This is a genomic window from Halopseudomonas laoshanensis, from assembly GCF_008365385.1.
GTDB lineage: Bacteria > Pseudomonadota > Gammaproteobacteria > Pseudomonadales > Pseudomonadaceae > Halopseudomonas > Halopseudomonas laoshanensis.
Genome location: NZ_QOVF01000003.1, coordinates 76,881 through 92,444, shown reverse-complemented (window position 1 = coordinate 92,444; position 15,564 = coordinate 76,881). Strand labels below are relative to the sequence as shown.

Annotated in this window: 17 protein-coding genes; 6 read left to right on the top strand and 11 right to left on the bottom strand. The window is 59.2% G+C overall.

The features are described from left to right. Positions 1-10: 10 nt before the first annotated feature. The gene (locus DT594_RS11190) at positions 11-1,147 is read left to right on the top strand and encodes a PilT/PilU family type 4a pilus ATPase (RefSeq protein WP_149332751.1); all 1,137 of its coding nucleotides are present in this window, start codon (positions 11-13) and stop codon (positions 1,145-1,147) included. A 9-nt stretch (positions 1,148-1,156) separates the two neighbouring features. Here the strand turns inward: DT594_RS11190 and siaD are convergent, their stop codons facing one another. The 11 genes from siaD to gshB all read right to left on the bottom strand — a co-directional run bounded on the left by siaD (position 1,157) and on the right by gshB (position 10,795). Beyond that, positions 1,157-1,954, bottom strand: coding sequence for a biofilm regulation diguanylate cyclase SiaD (gene siaD / locus DT594_RS11185; protein ID WP_149332750.1), 798 nt, complete (start codon positions 1,952-1,954; stop codon positions 1,157-1,159). A 2-nt stretch (positions 1,955-1,956) separates the two neighbouring features. Then, complete coding sequence (siaC, locus tag DT594_RS11180; protein ID WP_149332749.1) at positions 1,957-2,331, bottom strand: biofilm regulation phosphoprotein SiaC; 375 nt, start codon at positions 2,329-2,331, stop codon at positions 1,957-1,959. Positions 2,332-2,351: 20 nt separating this feature from the next. Continuing rightward, the gene (gene siaB, locus DT594_RS11175; RefSeq protein ID WP_149332748.1) at positions 2,352-2,894 is read right to left on the bottom strand and encodes a biofilm regulation protein kinase SiaB; all 543 of its coding nucleotides are present in this window, start codon (positions 2,892-2,894) and stop codon (positions 2,352-2,354) included. Between the two features lie 54 nt (positions 2,895-2,948). Then, complete coding sequence (gene siaA / locus DT594_RS11170; protein WP_149332747.1) at positions 2,949-4,943, bottom strand: biofilm regulation protein phosphatase SiaA; 1,995 nt, start codon at positions 4,941-4,943, stop codon at positions 2,949-2,951. 27 nt (positions 4,944-4,970) lie between these two features. Further along, positions 4,971-6,242 carry a dihydroorotase gene (locus DT594_RS11165; RefSeq protein WP_149332746.1) on the bottom strand — a complete coding sequence of 424 codons (1,272 nt, stop codon included), beginning with the start codon at positions 6,240-6,242 and terminating at the stop codon, positions 4,971-4,973. Next, a complete protein-coding gene (locus DT594_RS11160; RefSeq protein ID WP_149332745.1) occupies positions 6,233-7,276 on the bottom strand; it encodes an aspartate carbamoyltransferase catalytic subunit in 1,044 nt (347 codons plus the stop codon). Before DT594_RS11160 ends, DT594_RS11165 begins: the two co-directional genes overlap by 10 nt. A gap of 7 nt (positions 7,277-7,283) precedes the next feature. Beyond that, a complete protein-coding gene (gene pyrR / locus DT594_RS11155) occupies positions 7,284-7,796 on the bottom strand; it encodes a bifunctional pyr operon transcriptional regulator/uracil phosphoribosyltransferase PyrR (RefSeq protein WP_149332744.1) in 513 nt (170 codons plus the stop codon). Beyond that, a complete protein-coding gene (gene ruvX / locus DT594_RS11150; protein WP_149332743.1) occupies positions 7,793-8,230 on the bottom strand; it encodes a Holliday junction resolvase RuvX in 438 nt (145 codons plus the stop codon). The genes pyrR and ruvX overlap by 4 nt, the downstream gene beginning before the upstream one ends. Next, the gene (locus DT594_RS11145) at positions 8,230-8,799 is read right to left on the bottom strand and encodes a YqgE/AlgH family protein (RefSeq protein ID WP_149332742.1); all 570 of its coding nucleotides are present in this window, start codon (positions 8,797-8,799) and stop codon (positions 8,230-8,232) included. Before DT594_RS11145 ends, ruvX begins: the two co-directional genes overlap by 1 nt. A gap of 59 nt (positions 8,800-8,858) precedes the next feature. Continuing rightward, positions 8,859-9,767 carry an energy transducer TonB gene (locus DT594_RS11140; RefSeq protein ID WP_096346596.1) on the bottom strand — a complete coding sequence of 303 codons (909 nt, stop codon included), beginning with the start codon at positions 9,765-9,767 and terminating at the stop codon, positions 8,859-8,861. Positions 9,768-9,832: 65 nt separating this feature from the next. Next, positions 9,833-10,795 (bottom strand): glutathione synthase, encoded by a 963-nt coding sequence (gene gshB, locus DT594_RS11135; protein WP_149332741.1) that lies wholly within the window; start codon positions 10,793-10,795, stop codon positions 9,833-9,835. A gap of 295 nt (positions 10,796-11,090) precedes the next feature. Here gshB and DT594_RS11130 point away from each other — a divergent pair, with 295 nt between their 5' ends. The 5 genes from DT594_RS11130 to DT594_RS11110 all read left to right on the top strand — a co-directional run bounded on the left by DT594_RS11130 (position 11,091) and on the right by DT594_RS11110 (position 15,563). Further along, complete coding sequence (locus DT594_RS11130) at positions 11,091-11,504, top strand: response regulator (RefSeq protein WP_149332740.1); 414 nt, start codon at positions 11,091-11,093, stop codon at positions 11,502-11,504. Between the two features lie 37 nt (positions 11,505-11,541). Next, a complete protein-coding gene (gene pilH / locus DT594_RS11125) occupies positions 11,542-11,907 on the top strand; it encodes a twitching motility response regulator PilH (RefSeq protein WP_096346599.1) in 366 nt (121 codons plus the stop codon). 46 nt (positions 11,908-11,953) lie between these two features. Continuing rightward, positions 11,954-12,493 (top strand): chemotaxis protein CheW, encoded by a 540-nt coding sequence (locus DT594_RS11120; protein WP_149332739.1) that lies wholly within the window; start codon positions 11,954-11,956, stop codon positions 12,491-12,493. Positions 12,494-12,582: 89 nt separating this feature from the next. Beyond that, positions 12,583-14,619: a methyl-accepting chemotaxis protein gene (locus tag DT594_RS11115; RefSeq protein ID WP_149332738.1), complete on the top strand. Its 2,037-nt coding sequence runs from the start codon at positions 12,583-12,585 to the stop codon at positions 14,617-14,619. Positions 14,620-14,678: 59 nt separating this feature from the next. Further along, positions 14,679-15,563, top strand: coding sequence for a CheR family methyltransferase (locus tag DT594_RS11110; RefSeq protein WP_425460542.1), 885 nt, complete (start codon positions 14,679-14,681; stop codon positions 15,561-15,563). Position 15,564 lies beyond the last annotated feature (1 nt).

The following is a 15,564-nucleotide window of genomic DNA, read 5'->3' as shown; positions in this document are numbered from 1 at the left end:
GAGGCACATCATGGAGTTTGAGAAATTATTGCGGCTGATGGTCGAGAAGGGTGCTTCTGACCTTTTCATCACCGCCGGCGTTGCCCCGAGCATGAAGGTCAACGGCAAGATCCTGCCCGTCACCAAGACGCCGCTGTCGCCTGAGCAAACACGCGAGACCGTGCTGGGGGTGATGACTGAATCCCAGCGCCGCGAGTTTGCTGAAAAGCGTGAGTGCAACTTCGCCATCAGTGCGCGTGGCATTGGCCGTTTCCGCGTCAGTGCTTTCTACCAGCGCAACCTGGTGGGTATGGTGCTGCGCCGCATCGAAGTTAATATCCCGAGCATGGAAGAACTGCGCCTGCCGGAGGTGCTGAAAAAGCTGTCTATGACCAAGCGCGGTCTGGTGATTTTTGTTGGCGCCACCGGCACCGGTAAATCTACCTCGCTGGCGTCAATGATTGGCTACCGCAACAAGAACTCCAGCGGTCACATCATCACCATCGAAGACCCGATCGAATTTATTCACCAGCATCAGAACTGCATCGTCACCCAGCGCGAAGTCGGTATCGATACCGATTCCTTCGAGGTGGCGCTGAAGAACACCCTGCGTCAGGCGCCGGATGTGATTCTGATCGGCGAAGTGCGGACCAAGGAAACCATGGACCACGCCGTGGCCTTCGCCGAAACCGGTCACCTGTGTCTGGCCACATTGCACGCCAACAACGCCAACCAGGCGCTGGACCGCATCATTCACTTCTTCCCTACCGAAATGCACCAGCAGGTGTGGATGGATCTGTCGCTGAACCTCAAGGCGATTGTCGCCCAGCAGCTGATTCCGACGCCGGATGGCAAGGGTCGCCGCGCTGCGATTGAAGTGCTGCTCAACACGCCGCTGGCCGCAGACATGATTCGCAAGGGTGAAGTGCACGAGCTCAAGCCGTTGATGGCGCGCTCTACCGAGCTGGGTATGCAGACCTTTGACCAGGCCTTGTACCGCCTCTACAGCCAGGGTGAGATTACCTATGAAGATGCCCTGGCACATGCCGACTCGGCCAACGATCTGCGCCTGCTGATCAAGCTGGGTTCGGAAACCGACGGCAAGCAGCTGATGGGCAGCAAGAACGACTTTGCCCTGGAAGAGGACGACGAGGACTACCGGCGCTGACCGAAGCGATCAGCTGGCGGCTACCGCCAGCTCGATGCGGTCGCGACCGGAACGTTTGGCCAGCAGCAGGGCCACGTCGGCCTGATTGATGGTATCTGAATAGCTGAAGCCCGGTTGGTACTCGGCCACGCCGATACTGGTGGTCGCACTGATGGTATCTTCGCCAATGCGCACGACCAGGCCAGCTATAGCTGAACGGATTCGCTCCATGACTTGCGCGGCTTTCTCCAGCCCGGTTTCCGGAAGTAGAACCAAAAACTCTTCTCCTCCCCAGCGCCCGCACAGATCCTGTTCGCGCACCTCAGCATCCAGTACCCGGGAAACTTCCACCAGGACCTGATCACCCAGCTCGTGGCCGTGCTCATCGTTGATCGATTTGAAGCGGTCGATATCCAGCATGGCGATACTGAACGGGCGGCTGTAACGGCGCGCGCGCTCGGTTTCCTCCTTGAGCCTCTCCAGTAGCAGCCGGCGGTTGCCCAAGCCGGTCAACGGATCATGGTTGGAGGCTTCGCGCAGCGCCAGGTTAAGGTCATGCATCATCTTCTGATAGTGGTCGGAAATTCTTGCCACCTTGCTCAGTTGACGCAGCTGTTTGTTGATGCGCTCGGTCAGGGACTGCTCTTTCTCCTTGGTAAGGCTCTGATAGGCATCCGAAATACGACTGATCCGATCAATCCGTCGAGCCAGATCGCGGTGCGTTGCCCACAGGTTTTCCAGCGGCGCGTAGAGCGGGTTGGATCGGTTGGCGTCGTCGCCCAGAAGCTCTTCCAGCTGTTCTTCGAGGGACTTGTTTGTGCCGGTCATAATCAGCCACTGAGGATGTCGAAGGGGAACGTACAATCTTCCTTGAACTCTTCAGCCAGCTCTGCGACGCGCTCGTTGCGCGGGTCGTAACGCCAGTTCACCTGAACACTCTTGCCCTCGCCATGGGCCGCTTCAAGCTGATCGAAGATGTCCATAAGCGCTTTGATGCTGCTGGTGTTGAGGTACAGCAAGTGCAGTTCAAGCGTTAGCGGACGGCCTGTTTCGCGCAGATATTGCTCAATCCAGTCCAGCACCTGGCCGAACAGCTCGAAGGAGTTTTCCGGATAGGAATCGCCTTGCATGTAAAGCAATCCGGCATCCCAGTCGCTGCGGATCTCTGGGGTGGATTGAGTGCCGGGTATTGAAAAATCAGTCATGTTATATAACTCGCTTACCTTCAGATAACAGCGCGCAGGCTGAGAAAACCACGACCCTCGGCCACTGGGCGCAAAGAGGCATGAAGCGGCTGGCTGGACTTGCGTGCGATGTCGATCAGGCCCAGTCCTGCACCAGTGGTTTTCTCTGCGTCACGCGGTTTGCGCAGTTGTTCCTTGTACCGAGCCTTGAGCTCGGTCTTGTCCAGCCCTGCCAGGTCTTCGACCGCTTGCAGCAACGCCTCGCCGTCCGCGTGCTCTACCAGATTGCCGGCCGAGACCACATAATGACCCTCTTCATCACGCGAGACGACGACCGTAGCGCCGGACTCCTGCTCGCTCCAGCCGCGAACCCGAGCATAGTGGCTGATGTTCTGGGTCATTTCGATATACACCGCGAATACATCCATTGCGGCGGAAGGGTGCGCGTGATCGGCACTGAGGTAATTGCGCAATGCATTGCCAATTTCCTCAATCAGACTGCGAGAGATAGGTCCGTTGAAGCACAGCATGATCTGCTGGTTATCGAAGCGCTCGCGCATGGCAAACAAGTCAATCGTATCCATCACTGCTCCATTAATGCACTGTTTTTATCGGTGGCCAGGACGCGTCCTGGCGGCTCAATCGAAACGAAAGCACAGCATGGTAATGTCGTCACGCTGAGCATAATCACCCTGGTAGCTAGCCAGAGTGTCACTGAAAGCGGTGTTCTGCTGCCCCAGTGGCAAGCGCGCATGCTGCAATAGCATATCGGCAAAGCGGCTGTTGCCAAAGCCGAATCCGTCTTCGCCGCCGGCCTGATCGAGGAACCCATCGGTGCTCATGTAGAAGGTGCGGCCGGTTTCCAGGGCGATGCTGTGGTTGGCGTATTGCGCCTGGCGCTTGTCACCCAAGGCCCGTTTGGCGCCTTTTACCAGATCGACGGTCTTGCCATCGCTGTAGTACAAGGCGATTTTGGCTCCAGCAAAGGTCACATTGCGCTGGTTCAGGTCGACGTAGGCAAGGCCTACGTCCATGTTGGTTGCCAGCGCCTTGTATTCAGGTGCATCACTGAGCATCTTGCGGATAATCTGGTCAGTCCGCTGCAGCACTCCCGCGGGGTCCTGCATGCCACAGTCGCTGATCGCCTGGTCCAGGGCAGCGTGCGCGAGCATGGTCATCAGTGCGCCGGGTACGCCATGGCCGGCGCAATCAACGACGCCAAGCAGGCAATGCTGGCCTTCACTGCGAAACACATAGAAGTCGCCGCCGACCACATCCCGCGGCCGCCAGAGCACGGCATGGTGTTCGCCCAGCGCATTAACCAGTTCACGGTCAGGCAGAATCGAGCGCTGAATCAGGCTGGCATAATCAATCGAGTCGCCGATCTTCTTCTGCGCGTGGGACATTTCCTGATTGGCCTGTTCCAGCTCGCTGGTGCGCTCCTGAACACGCTGTTCCAGCTCCAGAGTATTTTGTTTGACCTTGTTGGCCATGACTCCGAAGGCAGTGCTCAGTTCGCCAATCTCGTCATCTCGTGCGGTCGGCATCTGCACGTCATAGCGGCCTGAAGCCATGGCCTGGGCGCTGTATTTAAGCTGGCGCAGGGGCTTGAGCAGCAGGCGTTCGATCGCCAGTGCAAACAGCAGCATCAGCACCAGAATCAGGCCGCCCAACGCGAGCAGAATCGGTAGCAACCACTCGCCGTCAATGACCTGAGCACTATCCAGGTCCACGCCATTGGCGACATACCAGCCCAATTCCGGCAGGTAACTCAGCGCCAGCAGTTGGGGTTTACCGTCCAACGCCACCCGTACCGTGACGACGCTGTCTGGTTCCGCCAAAGCGGCTTGCATCGCACTGCGCACCTGATCGCGCTGAGCCTCGTCGGCAATCATCCCGAACAGACTGAATTGTTCCTGCGCATTGGCGTCGGCGCCGGAGTTGAGGGCAATCAGCGCGGCGTTCTGATGCGCCTGAATTGCGCCGTTGTGATCAAAGATCATCGGACTGACACCAGGGTTCTCGCTGGCGATAAAGTCTCGAACGAAGTCAGACAGGTCCAGGCCCGAGCCGGCCAGCCCGATAGTAGTGCCGTCGTGATCCTTGACCAGGATATTGAACCAGACCTTGGTAGTGTCCAGAGTTGGATTGAAATCGACGTTGATGTTGTATTTGTCGGTGTCGCGCAGGGAGCTGAAGAACCAGCTGTCGGCGGGTTTGTCGGCGTCCAGCACGTAGCGTGGTTCGGGATTGAGCGGCTCGTCGTTGCTGTTGAAGTAGTAGCCCTGGCTAGCCACGCTGCCAATAAAATAGGCATGATCACGAAAGTCCCGGCGGTAGCCTTCGGCTTCCATGAAGAACAGCTCGCTTTTGGCCTGGTCTTGCTCGTCCAGCAGCCATTGGCGGGTGACTTCCGAATCCGCCAGGCGCAGCGACAGTGCCAGCTCACGGGAAATAGGTGCGCGGATTTTTTCGCGATTCAACAGTGTGGCGTTGCGCGCATAAGCATCGCCGAAGTGCTCATGAATACTTTGCAGTGCCAGCCAACCAATGAGTGCCGCGGGCACCAACGCCAGTAGACATGCCAGCAGCAAGGCTAAAAGCGATTTACCGCGTAAGCCAAAAGTTGCCATCGTTCCCAACCCTTCCTTGTCGTTATCCTAGGCCTGATAGACCAGTTTTCCGTGACTGATGGTGTGCGTGACCTTGCACGGTGCACCCTTGCCGATGAAGGGGCAGTTGGCGCCCTTGGACAGCCAGTTGTGACCAATCAGGCTGGCGGCCACCGGGTCGAACAGGGTGATGTCCGCCCGTCCGTGCAAGCTGATGCTGCCTGCTGGCAGATTGAGCGCGGTGGCCGGCCCGCAGGTCAGCCGTGAGAGCAACGCCGGGAGCTCCAGCAGGCCGTCGGCGACCAGGGTCAGAGCCAGCGGCAGGAGAATTTCCACACTGCTGATACCCGGCGCGGAAGCGGCAAAGGGCACGCGCTTGGCTTCCTGTTCGTGCGGCTGATGGTGCGACGCGATCGCCTGCACCACGCCACTTTGCACCGCCTGGCGCAAGGCATGGCGATCCTGCTTGCTGCGCAGCGGCGGCTGCACGTGCAGCAGGCTGGAAAAGCCTTCCAGATCCTCATCGCACAGCAGTAACTGATACATCGCCACGTCGGCGCTGACGCGCAGGCCGCGGGCCTGGGCATCAGCGAGCATATCCATCGCCCGGGCACTGGTCAGGCCACTGAAATGTGCCTGCACGCCGGTCTGCTCGACCAGCAGCAGATCGCGAGCCAAGGCTACCGTTTCTGCGGTTTCGGGAATACCTACCAGGCCCATGCGTGCTGCAGTGGCGCCTTCGTGCGCGCTGCCGCCCTCGGCAATATCCGGATCCTGGGGCATGAAGACCACAGGCAGATCAAAGCCGGCCGCGTATTCCAGTGCCCGGCGCAGAATGCGGTTGCTCTTCATCGGCGCCAGACCCTGGGTAAAGGCGACGCAGCCTACGTCGCGCAGGGCTACCAGTTCACTCAGTTGCTCGCCATCCAGGCCGCGGGTCAACGCGCCAAACGGGAAAACGCGAACCTGTCCGGCTTGTTCGGCGCGGTCCAGAATCAGCTCGGCCACCGCAGGTGTGTCCAGTACCGGCAAGGTGTCGGGCAGGCTGCACAGGCTAGTCACACCACCTGCGGCGGCGGCGCGGGTTTCGCTGTCGATGGTGCCCTTGCGGGTGCGACCGGGCTCACGCAGGCTGACATTCAAGTCCACCAGGCCGGGACTGGCGATCAGCCCGCGAGCGTCGATGCGTTGATTGGCGCTGAAACCTTCCGGGGCCTCGCCGATGCCGACGATATGGCCTGCGGCGATGTGCAGGTCGGTGATCTGGTCAAACTGGCTGGCCGGGTCAATGACCCGGGCGCCTTCAATGGTCAATCGCATGCTGGGGTTTCCTGACCTGATTTCCTGGCCTGGTCGGCTGCCAGGATTTCCTGATTGTGCTGGCGCTGGGCGTTCTGTCCGGTCATGGCCATGGACATCACGGCCATACGCACGGCGATGCCGTAAGTGACCTGATTGAGGATCACCGATTGGGCGCCGTCGGCCACTTCGGATTCAATCTCCACACCGCGGTTGATCGGCCCGGGGTGCATGACCAGCGCATCCGGCTTGGCCAGTGCCAGAGTTTCCCGGGTCAGGCCGTAGAGCCGGTAGTATTCGCCCTCGCTGGGCAGCAAACCGCTTTGCATGCGCTCCTTCTGCAGACGCAGCATGATTACCACATCGACATCGCGCAGGCCGACGCGCAGATCGTTGAACACGCGCACGCCGTATTGATCGATGCCGGCCGGCAGAAGCGTCCGCGGGGCGATTACGCGAATGTCCGGACAGCCGAGAGTCTGCAGCGCCTGCATGTTCGAGCGGGCCACGCGGGAGTGCAGAATATCGCCGACAATCGCCACCGACAGCTTGGTGAAATCGCCGCGGTGCCGGCGAATGGTCAGCATGTCGAGCATCGCCTGGGTCGGGTGCGCGTGGTTGCCGTCACCGGCGTTGATGATCGCCACATCGGGGCACACATGGCCAGCGATGAAATGCGCCGCGCCCGAGTCGCCGTGGCGGACCACAAACATGTCGGCGGCCATCGCTTCCAGGTTGCGCAGGGTGTCGTACAGGGTTTCACCCTTGCTGGTCGAGGAGGTTTGAATGTTCAGGTTCAGCACGTCGGCCGACAGCCGCTTGGCCGCCAGCTCGAAGGTGGTGCGGGTGCGCGTGGAGTTCTCGAAGAATACGTTGCAGACGGTCTTGCCACGCAGCAGCGGGACCTTCTTGACTGCCCGTTCGCCCACTTCAAGAAAGGAGTCGGCGGTATCCAGCAGCTCGGTTAGCAGGTCGCGGGACAAGCCTTCGATAGTCAGAAAGTGCCGCAGCTGACCCTGGAAGTTAAGTTGCAAATGGCTGGGTGGGGTGCTCATGGGCCTCTCAGTGTTTGGCAACAGGGTTCAGGGTGAGCTGCAAAGGGTCAGGCCCCGTCAGCTTGACGCGCTGGCCGGCCGGCAGGACCAGGCTACTGCCCAGTACATCGGCGCGAATCGGCAGCTGCCGCGCTTCGATATCTAGCAGGGTTACCAGCGTAACGGAAGCCGGCCGGCCGTAATCGAACAGCTCGTTCAGCGCAGCGCGGATGGTGCGCCCGGTCATCAGCACATCGTCGACCAGAATCAGGTGGCGATCATCTACCGAAAAGGGCAGCTCTGAGGGTTGCACCCCGGGCTGCAGACCGTTCTGGGCAAAGTCATCGCGGTAGAAGGCGATGTCCAGCGTGCCCATTGGCGCATCGGGCAGGCATAGCTTGCGCAGCCGCTCCGCGACCCAGACGCCGCCGGTATGAATGCCGACAAAGGCCGGCTCGCTAATCTGACGCTGCTTCAGGTAATCGGTCAATTCGTCAGCCATGCGTTGCAGCAATGGGCCGACCTCGGGCAAGGCGCTCATGGCGTCTCCTCGGGTTGTTCGTTGAGCCAGGTTTCCAGCAGCAGCGCCGCAGCCAGGCTGTCTACCGGATTGTCGCGGTAGCTGGCCGGAGTGCGGCCGCTGTCACGCAGGCTCTGTTTGGCTTCGAAGGTAGAAAGGCGTTCGTCGATGCAGTGGACTGGCAGGTTGAAGCGGCCATGCAGGCGGCGGGAGAATTTCTCCGCGCGGCCGCTCATCTCGCTCGGGCTGCCGTCCATGTTCAGCGGCAGGCCGACAACTAATGTATCGGGCTTCCATTCGCTGATCAGGCGGGCGATGTCGTTCCAGTCGGGAACGCCATCACGGGCGCGCAGGACTGCAACGGGTTCGGCGCGGCGGGTCAGGGTCTGACCTACCGCCACGCCGATCTGCTTGGTGCCGTAATCGAAGGCCATAGCTCGCTGCAGTGCTGCCATCAAGCGTGTCCGGCCTGGCTGGTCAGTAGACGCAAATCGATACCCAGGCTGCGCGCGGCGGCTAACAGCCGCTCTTCACTGGGCAGTTCGAACAGAATATGCAGATCGGCCGGACAACTGAGCCAGACGTTCTCAGCCAGTTCCTGATCCAGTTGGCCTGCGTCCCAGCCAGCATAACCCAGCGCCAGTAATACCTCGGAAGGGCCAATGCCGTGCGCCATGTCGAGCAGGATGTCGCGCGAGGTAGTCAGCTGTAACTGTCCCAGATCCATGCTCGCTTCCCATTGTTCCGGGCCGCGGTGCAGCACGAAACCGCGTTCGGTCTGCACCGGGCCGCCGTTATACACAGGGAAGCTGGCAACCTTGCCGGGCAGGTCGACCGCCGGTTGCAGTTGTTCGAGGATGTCGGCCAGATGCAGGTCGCTGGGCTGATTGATCACCAGGCCCATGGCGCCGTCCTCGTTGTGATCACAAAGGTAAATCAGGCTATTGACGAAACGCGGGTCTGCCATATGCGGCATGGCTATGAGGAAGTGGTGCTTGAGGTAATTCGGTTTGGTTTGGCTCATGACCATAGTATTGGGCTTTGCGCGATAAGCTTCAAGCGCCAAGGGCGGCACGGGGTATGTCAGAAACTCGAAACCCGGTTGCCCGGCTCAAAGCGCCAGGTGCGTATGATTTCCAGCACATCGACGTCCATCAGATCCCCAGTGAAGGGTGCGTAGGGTGCAGCCAGGCGCACGATGCGCAGCGCGGCGTTATCCAGAATGCGGTGTCCGGAGGACTCCAGCACCTGCACTTCGCGCAGCGTGCCGTCGCGATTGATCGATACCAGCAGGCGCAGGCTGCCGTAAATGCTGTTGTCGCGTGCTTCGGCTGGATAGTTCTGATTGCCGATACGCTCGACTTTCCGCCGCCAGGCGTCTTTGTAATAAGCACCCTTGTCCTGCATGGTCGAGGCGGCGTTGAGGCGGTGCACGCGCGGGCGGTTGGCGTATTGCTGGCGCTCTTCGGCCAATTGCGCTTCCAAGCTGGCGATTTCCTGGGACAGGCGAGTGACGTCAAAGCGCTGCAGGGTCACGCTGGTATCCACCGGATCGGGGGTCGGCGGCGCCTTGGCGACGCGGTCCGGTTGCGGCGCGGTGGTGGTGACGACCTGTTGTTCGCGTACTGGCTCGGGTTCCGGCGCACTGGCTTCCTGCGGCGGTTCAACCTCATTGACCTCGGTATCCTGGAACACCGCCTCTTCGGTGGTGCTGGGTGCGGCCTTTTCCTCCAGCGTGCCGCTGCCTTCCTGATTCATCTGCGCCAGGTAGTCAGCTTTTTCCGGCTGTTGCTCGGAAGGCTGGGTAGCGAGTGTGATTTCCAGGGTTTTTGACAGTTCGCTTGGGGTGGGCAGATCGAAGGTGATACCCAGAATAACCAGAGCGTGCAGAACCGCCGCTAGAAACAGGGTAAAACCCAGGCGATCACGCGCCGTAACCACCGGTGGGTCGGGCTGCTTGGCGATTTCCGAGGGTGTCACGGCTTTATTCATGCTGTCCGTAGGCTGGCGGCGGCTGACATTTTCCTGCGAAGTCTGCCGCGCGCGCCGGAAAAAGTCTATGCGCCCCTGCGCGCTTTGAGACGTTGGTCAATCACGTCCATCAACTGCCCGCCAATATCGGTTTGGTAAGCGGCGTCGATTTCACGGATACAGGTCGGACTGGTGACGTTGATTTCGGTCAGATAATCGCCAATCACATCCAGGCCGACAAACAGCAGACCGCGTTCGCGCAGGCTCGGGCCTACCTGATTGGCGATCCAGCGATCACGCTCGGTCAGCGGGCGTGCTTCGCCACGCCCGCCGGCTGCCAGGTTGCCGCGCGTTTCGCCCTGCTGGGGAATGCGCGCCAGGCAATACGGCAGCGGCTCGCCATCAATCATCAGGATGCGTTTGTCGCCGTCCTTGATTTCCGGCAGGTAACGCTGGGCCATGATCTGCTGTTGACCGAACTGGGTCAGGGTTTCGATGATCACGCTCAGGTTCGGATCGTTCTCCTGAATACGAAAAATCATCGATCCGCCCATTCCATCGAGCGGTTTGAGAATGACGTCACGGTGTTTTTTTGCAAAAGCGCGCAAAATGTCGGCGCGGCGGGTGACAACATTTTCCGGGGTGCATTGGGGAAACTGGGTAGCAAACAGCTTTTCATTGCAGTCGCGCAGACTCGCGGGCCGATTGACCACCATTGCACCAGCGCGCTCGGCGGCTTCCAGAATATGCGTGGCGTAGAGAAACTCGTTATCAAAAGGCGGATCCTTGCGCATCAGGATCACGTCCAGATCGGCCAGTGGTGTGTGTTGGTGTTCTTGCAGATCGAACCAGTGCTGTGGATCGGCATGCACCTTCAGTTCGCGCATGTGGCCCATTGCCTGGCCGTCAGCAAGGTAGAGATCCTGGGGCTCCATATACTGCAGTTCCCAGCCGCGCTGCTGGGCAGCAAGCAACATGGCCAGGGAGCTGTCTTTCTTGTAGTGGATCGCGTGAATCGGATCCATGACGATGCCAAGACGAATGCGCATAAGGTGGTTGGTCCGCTATAGGTGAGCAACTTGGTTGAGCGATGTGGCTAGCAATATGGCTCAGTTTCGAAAGGCTGAGTGTACTCCCAGCTTTGCTCGCGATGAAAGGTTGACTAATGTTGACGGATGTCTCATATCTGATGCATTGCAGCAGAAAAGCGTGAAACGGTGCTGCCTCAATAGATTGGCTGCATAAACTATGTTAAAAGTACGCGGAAAAGGGATTGGCTGGTTGTGCGCTGGCAACAGGCCATTTGCGCTAACCACCCACCATCAATAACAAGGGCTGGTCATAATGGAAGAAAATTTCGAAAGCCTGAAAGTCATGGTCATTGACGACAGCAAGACCATCCGCCGTACAGCAGAAACCCTGCTGAAAAAGGTCGGATGCACAGTGATTACCGCCGTCGATGGTTTCGATGCGCTGGCCAAGATCGCTGACCACCACCCCGATATTATCTTTGTTGACATCATGATGCCGCGTCTTGATGGCTATCAGACCTGTGCGCTGATAAAAAACAACAGCGCCTTCCGGGGTACCCCGGTGATCATGCTGTCCAGCAAGGACGGGCTGTTCGATAAAGCCAAGGGGCGCATTGTTGGTTCAGATCAATACTTGACCAAACCCTTCAGCAAGGAAGAGCTGCTGGGCGCGATTCGTGCCCATGTTCCACAAACCGACGATTTAGCGGGTGCATCCGGCGCGTGAGCCGGTTGCAGCCTTATTGCCTTACCGGGGGAGTAAAATGGCCCGAATTCTTGTAGTAGATGATTCGCCTACTGAGCTGTACAAGCTGACTGGCATGCTGGAAAAACATGGCCACGAAGTACTCAAGGCCGAAAATGGAGCAGATGGGGTGGCATTGGCCCGGCAGGAAAAGCCGGACGCGGTGCTGATGGACATCGTCATGCCTGGCCTGAACGGTTTTCAGGCAACACGACAGCTGACCAAAGACCCTGAAACGGCGCATATTCCGGTGATTATCGTCACCACCAAAGACCAGGAAACTGACAAGGTCTGGGGCAAGCGTCAAGGCGCCAAAGACTACCTCACCAAGCCGGTTGAGGAAGATACGCTGATCAAGACATTGAAGTCGGTGCTGGGCGGCTGATTCAGCCGCTGGCATGTTGCCGCATAACAACCAGAACAGGCACGGCATGGCAGAATCAATTCATCCTTTCGATCTTCTCCAGCAGTTGGCAACGCAATGTCGCCGGCAGGCCATAGGTCTGCCAGCGCAGGACGTTGTCAGCGAGACCTGGAGTGGTGTGGGCTTTCGGCTCGCCGGGCAGCCTATGGTGGCGGCCATGGGCGAAGTCAGTGAAATCCTGCATGAACCTCGGTATACCGCATTGCCCCGGGTCAAGACCTGGGTACGAGGTGTCGCGAACGTGCGCGGACGCCTGTTGCCCATCGTCGATTTGAGCCGGTTCTTTGATTCCACTAGCAGCAGCCCCCGTAAGCAGCGACGCGTCCTGGTACTGGACCGCGATGAACTGTTTGTGGGCTTGCTGGTAGATGAGTTGCTGGGAATGCAGCATTTTCCCGTCAGCAGCTTCAGCACCGAATTGCCCGCTATTGAGGAAGGCTTCAGACCTTTCGTGGTGGGAGCCTATGTTCAGGAGTCGGTATCGTCACTGGTATTCAATTTCCGGGCGTTGGCACGCGATCAGGCGTTTCTCGACGTGGCGATCTGATTGAGGGAGGGGCGATGGCCGGCGTGTCGGTGTCGCGACTAAATCACGGGTAACGAGAATAATGTTGTAGGCCAGGTAGGGGCCAGATGATGAAAAAGTTCGATAAACAGATACTGTCCAACATGCGCGGTAACCGCACGCTCACCGGCCTGTTTGCCGCGCTGATCGTCTCGCTGTTGTTGCTCTTCGTCAACTTCCTGTACCTGAACATTCAGAGTGCCTACGACACGGAATACATCGGTCACGCCGGTGAGTTGCGGGTGCTCTCGCAGCAGATCTCCAAGTCTGCCAGTGAGGCGGCTACCGGCACGCCCGAGGCGTTTGGCCTGTTGCTGGAGGCGCGTAATGACTTCCAGCAGCGCTTCGAATATCTGACCAATGGCCGCGAGGAAACCGGTCTGCCGGCTACGCCCCAGTCACTGCAGGATCAGCTGCAGACTGTGCAGGCTAACTGGGACCGGGTGCGTAGCAATGCCGACGAAATTCTTGCCAGCGAAGCCACGGTTCTGTCTCTGAACGAAGTGGCGCTGACCCTCTCCGACACGATTCCGCAGTTGCAGGTCGAGTACGAAGACGTGGTAGATGTGCTGATCTCCAGTAACGCTGCTGCGGATCAGGTAGCGATTGCCCAGCGTCAGTCGCTGCTTGCCGAACGTATCCTCAACTCGGTAAACCGGGTACTGGCCGGTGATGAGGATGCGGTCATGGCCGCCGACAGTTTTGGCCGAGATGCCAGTCTGTTTGGTCGTGTACTGCAGGGCATGATTGAAGGCAACCCATCGATTGGTATTGAGCGGGTAACAGATCCGGACGCGATCATCCGGCTGAACGACATTGCTGATCTGTTTACCTTCGTTTCCGAATCGGTAGACGAGATTCTGTTGACCTCGCCCGAGCTGTATCAGGTGAGTCTGGCCGCGAGCGAGACCTTCACTGACTCCCAGCTGTTGCTGGATAACGTATCTGCACTCACCGCCGGTTTCGAGGCGCGCAGCGACGCGCGCTGGATCAACACCGTGCTGGGCTATGTGTTGGCGCTGATCGCGCTGGGTTCGATCCTGCTGATCGGTGTGCAGATGACTCGTGAAACGCGTATTCGTCTGGCCGAAACCGCCGAGAAGAACGACAAGAACCAGGCGGCGATTCTGCGACTGCTGGACGAAATTGCCGACCTTGCTGATGGTGACTTGACGGCCCAAGCGACGGTAACCGAAGACTTCACCGGGGCGATTGCCGACTCGATCAACTTCTCCATCGACCAACTGCGCGCGCTGGTACAGACGATTAACGAAACCGCGCTGCAGGTGTCTTCGGCTGCCCAGGAAACCCAGGGCACAGCGATGCATCTGGCCGAAGCGTCCGAGCACCAGGCGCAGGAAATTGCCGGAGCATCGGCAGCCGTGAACGAGATGGCCGTGTCGATTGACCAGGTATCAGCGAACGCCGCCGAATCCTCTGCGGTAGCAGAGCGCTCGGTAGCCATCGCCAACAAGGGTAACGAGGTGGTGCAGAACACCATCACCGGCATGGATACCATTCGCGAACAGATCCAGGACACCTCCAAGCGGATCAAACGTCTGGGTGAATCGTCCCAGGAGATTGGCGATATCGTAAGTCTGATCAACGACATTGCCGACCAAACCAACATTCTGGCTTTGAACGCCGCGATCCAGGCCTCCATGGCCGGTGACGCAGGCCGCGGCTTCGCCGTGGTAGCGGACGAAGTACAGCGTCTTGCGGAACGTTCGTCTGCGGCAACCAAGCAGATCGAAGCGCTGGTTAAGACGATTCAGACTGACACCAACGAAGCGGTTATTTCGATGGAGCAGACGACCTCTGAAGTAGTACGCGGTGCCCGTCTGGCGCAGGACGCCGGTGTCGCACTGGAAGAGATCGAGAAGGTATCGACCAGTCTCGCGGCCTTGATTCAGAACATCTCCAATGCCGCTCGCCAACAGGCTTCTTCGGCCGGCCATATCTCCAACACCATGAACGTGATCCAGGAGATTACCTCGCAGACGTCGGCAGGTACCACGGCGACCGCGCGCAGCATTGGTGAGCTAGCGGTGCAGGCCGAATCCATGCGCCAGTCGGTCGATGGTTTCACCCTGCCGCAGCAGTACTGAGAAGAGATGTCGGGCAGCCCCGAGGCCGCCCGTAAGCCGGCATGAGCAAGGGACATACTGTGCAGAGAACGCCAAACTGGTCATTGCAGCAACTGCCGGAGATGGACGCTGAACAATTCCATCAGTGGCAGGCGCTGCTTGAGTCGCGGACGGGTGTCTGCGTCAATGATCAGCGCAAGGTGTTCCTGCAGACCAGCCTCTGCGCGCGCATGCGCGAGCTGAGCATGGCTGACTACCAGGCCTACTACGAACATGTCACCCAGGGCCCGACCGGTGCGATCGAATGGTCTGCGCTGATTGACCGCCTGACCGTACGCGAAACCAGCTTCATGCGGCACCGGCCTTCCTATGATGCGGTGACCCGGCATTTGCAGGCGCAGCTTGCGGGGCGCACTCAGGAGCGTCCGCTGCAACTCTGGAGTGTTGGCTGCGCCAGTGGCGAGGAAGCCTATTCGCTGGCGATGGTCAGTGAAGAGGCCATGCAGCTGGCTGCGAACAAGCAGCCCGGCTACGCCATATGGGCTACCGACATCAGTCTCAAGGCACTGGAGCAAGGCCGTGCCGGGCAATATCCTGGCAGCCGGCTAGGCGGCCTGACCGACACGGAAAAGCATCAGTGGCTGCGCGCTGGCGACAAAGAAGCCTTCGAAATAGTGCCGGCGTTGCGTGATCGAATCTGCTTTACCAGGCTCAATATCCTGGACATGGCCCAGGCTCCGATTCAGGACCTGGATATCATCTTCTGCCAGAACCTACTTATCTACTTCCGACGTTGGCGTCGCCGCGATCTGCTGAACCTGCTGGCCAAACGGCTGGCTCCTGGCGGCATGCTGATGATCGGACTGGGTGAAATAGTGGACTGGAATAATCCCCTGCTGGAGCGGCTGCCCGATGACCGGGTGCAGGCTTACGTGCGACGGGATACTAATGGACGGCTGGAGTGAA

What these genes read in the sequence shown, in the direction of transcription:
- pyrR (WP_149332744.1), bottom strand. Translation starts at nt 7,796, where the DNA reads ATGAGCGCCTTGCCCGAGGTCGGCCCATTGCTGCAACGCATGGCTGAC.
- DT594_RS11165 (WP_149332746.1), bottom strand. Translation starts at nt 6,242, where the DNA reads ATGCGATTGACCATTGAAGGCGCCCGGGTCATTGACCCGGCCAGCCAG.
- siaA (WP_149332747.1), bottom strand. Translation starts at nt 4,943, where the DNA reads ATGGCAACTTTTGGCTTACGCGGTAAATCGCTTTTAGCCTTGCTGCTG.
- DT594_RS11120 (WP_149332739.1), top strand. Translation starts at nt 11,954, where the DNA reads ATGGCAGAATCAATTCATCCTTTCGATCTTCTCCAGCAGTTGGCAACG.
- DT594_RS11140 (WP_096346596.1), bottom strand. Translation starts at nt 9,767, where the DNA reads ATGAATAAAGCCGTGACACCCTCGGAAATCGCCAAGCAGCCCGACCCA.
- DT594_RS11145 (WP_149332742.1), bottom strand. Translation starts at nt 8,799, where the DNA reads ATGAGCCAAACCAAACCGAATTACCTCAAGCACCACTTCCTCATAGCC.
- DT594_RS11190 (WP_149332751.1), top strand. Translation starts at nt 11, where the DNA reads ATGGAGTTTGAGAAATTATTGCGGCTGATGGTCGAGAAGGGTGCTTCT.
- siaD (WP_149332750.1), bottom strand. Translation starts at nt 1,954, where the DNA reads ATGACCGGCACAAACAAGTCCCTCGAAGAACAGCTGGAAGAGCTTCTG.
- DT594_RS11160 (WP_149332745.1), bottom strand. Translation starts at nt 7,276, where the DNA reads ATGAGCACCCCACCCAGCCATTTGCAACTTAACTTCCAGGGTCAGCTG.
- siaB (WP_149332748.1), bottom strand. Translation starts at nt 2,894, where the DNA reads ATGGATACGATTGACTTGTTTGCCATGCGCGAGCGCTTCGATAACCAG.
- DT594_RS11115 (WP_149332738.1), top strand. Translation starts at nt 12,583, where the DNA reads ATGAAAAAGTTCGATAAACAGATACTGTCCAACATGCGCGGTAACCGC.
- siaC (WP_149332749.1), bottom strand. Translation starts at nt 2,331, where the DNA reads ATGACTGATTTTTCAATACCCGGCACTCAATCCACCCCAGAGATCCGC.
- ruvX (WP_149332743.1), bottom strand. Translation starts at nt 8,230, where the DNA reads ATGGCAGCACTGCAGCGAGCTATGGCCTTCGATTACGGCACCAAGCAG.
- gshB (WP_149332741.1), bottom strand. Translation starts at nt 10,795, where the DNA reads ATGCGCATTCGTCTTGGCATCGTCATGGATCCGATTCACGCGATCCAC.
- DT594_RS11130 (WP_149332740.1), top strand. Translation starts at nt 11,091, where the DNA reads ATGGAAGAAAATTTCGAAAGCCTGAAAGTCATGGTCATTGACGACAGC.
- pilH (WP_096346599.1), top strand. Translation starts at nt 11,542, where the DNA reads ATGGCCCGAATTCTTGTAGTAGATGATTCGCCTACTGAGCTGTACAAG.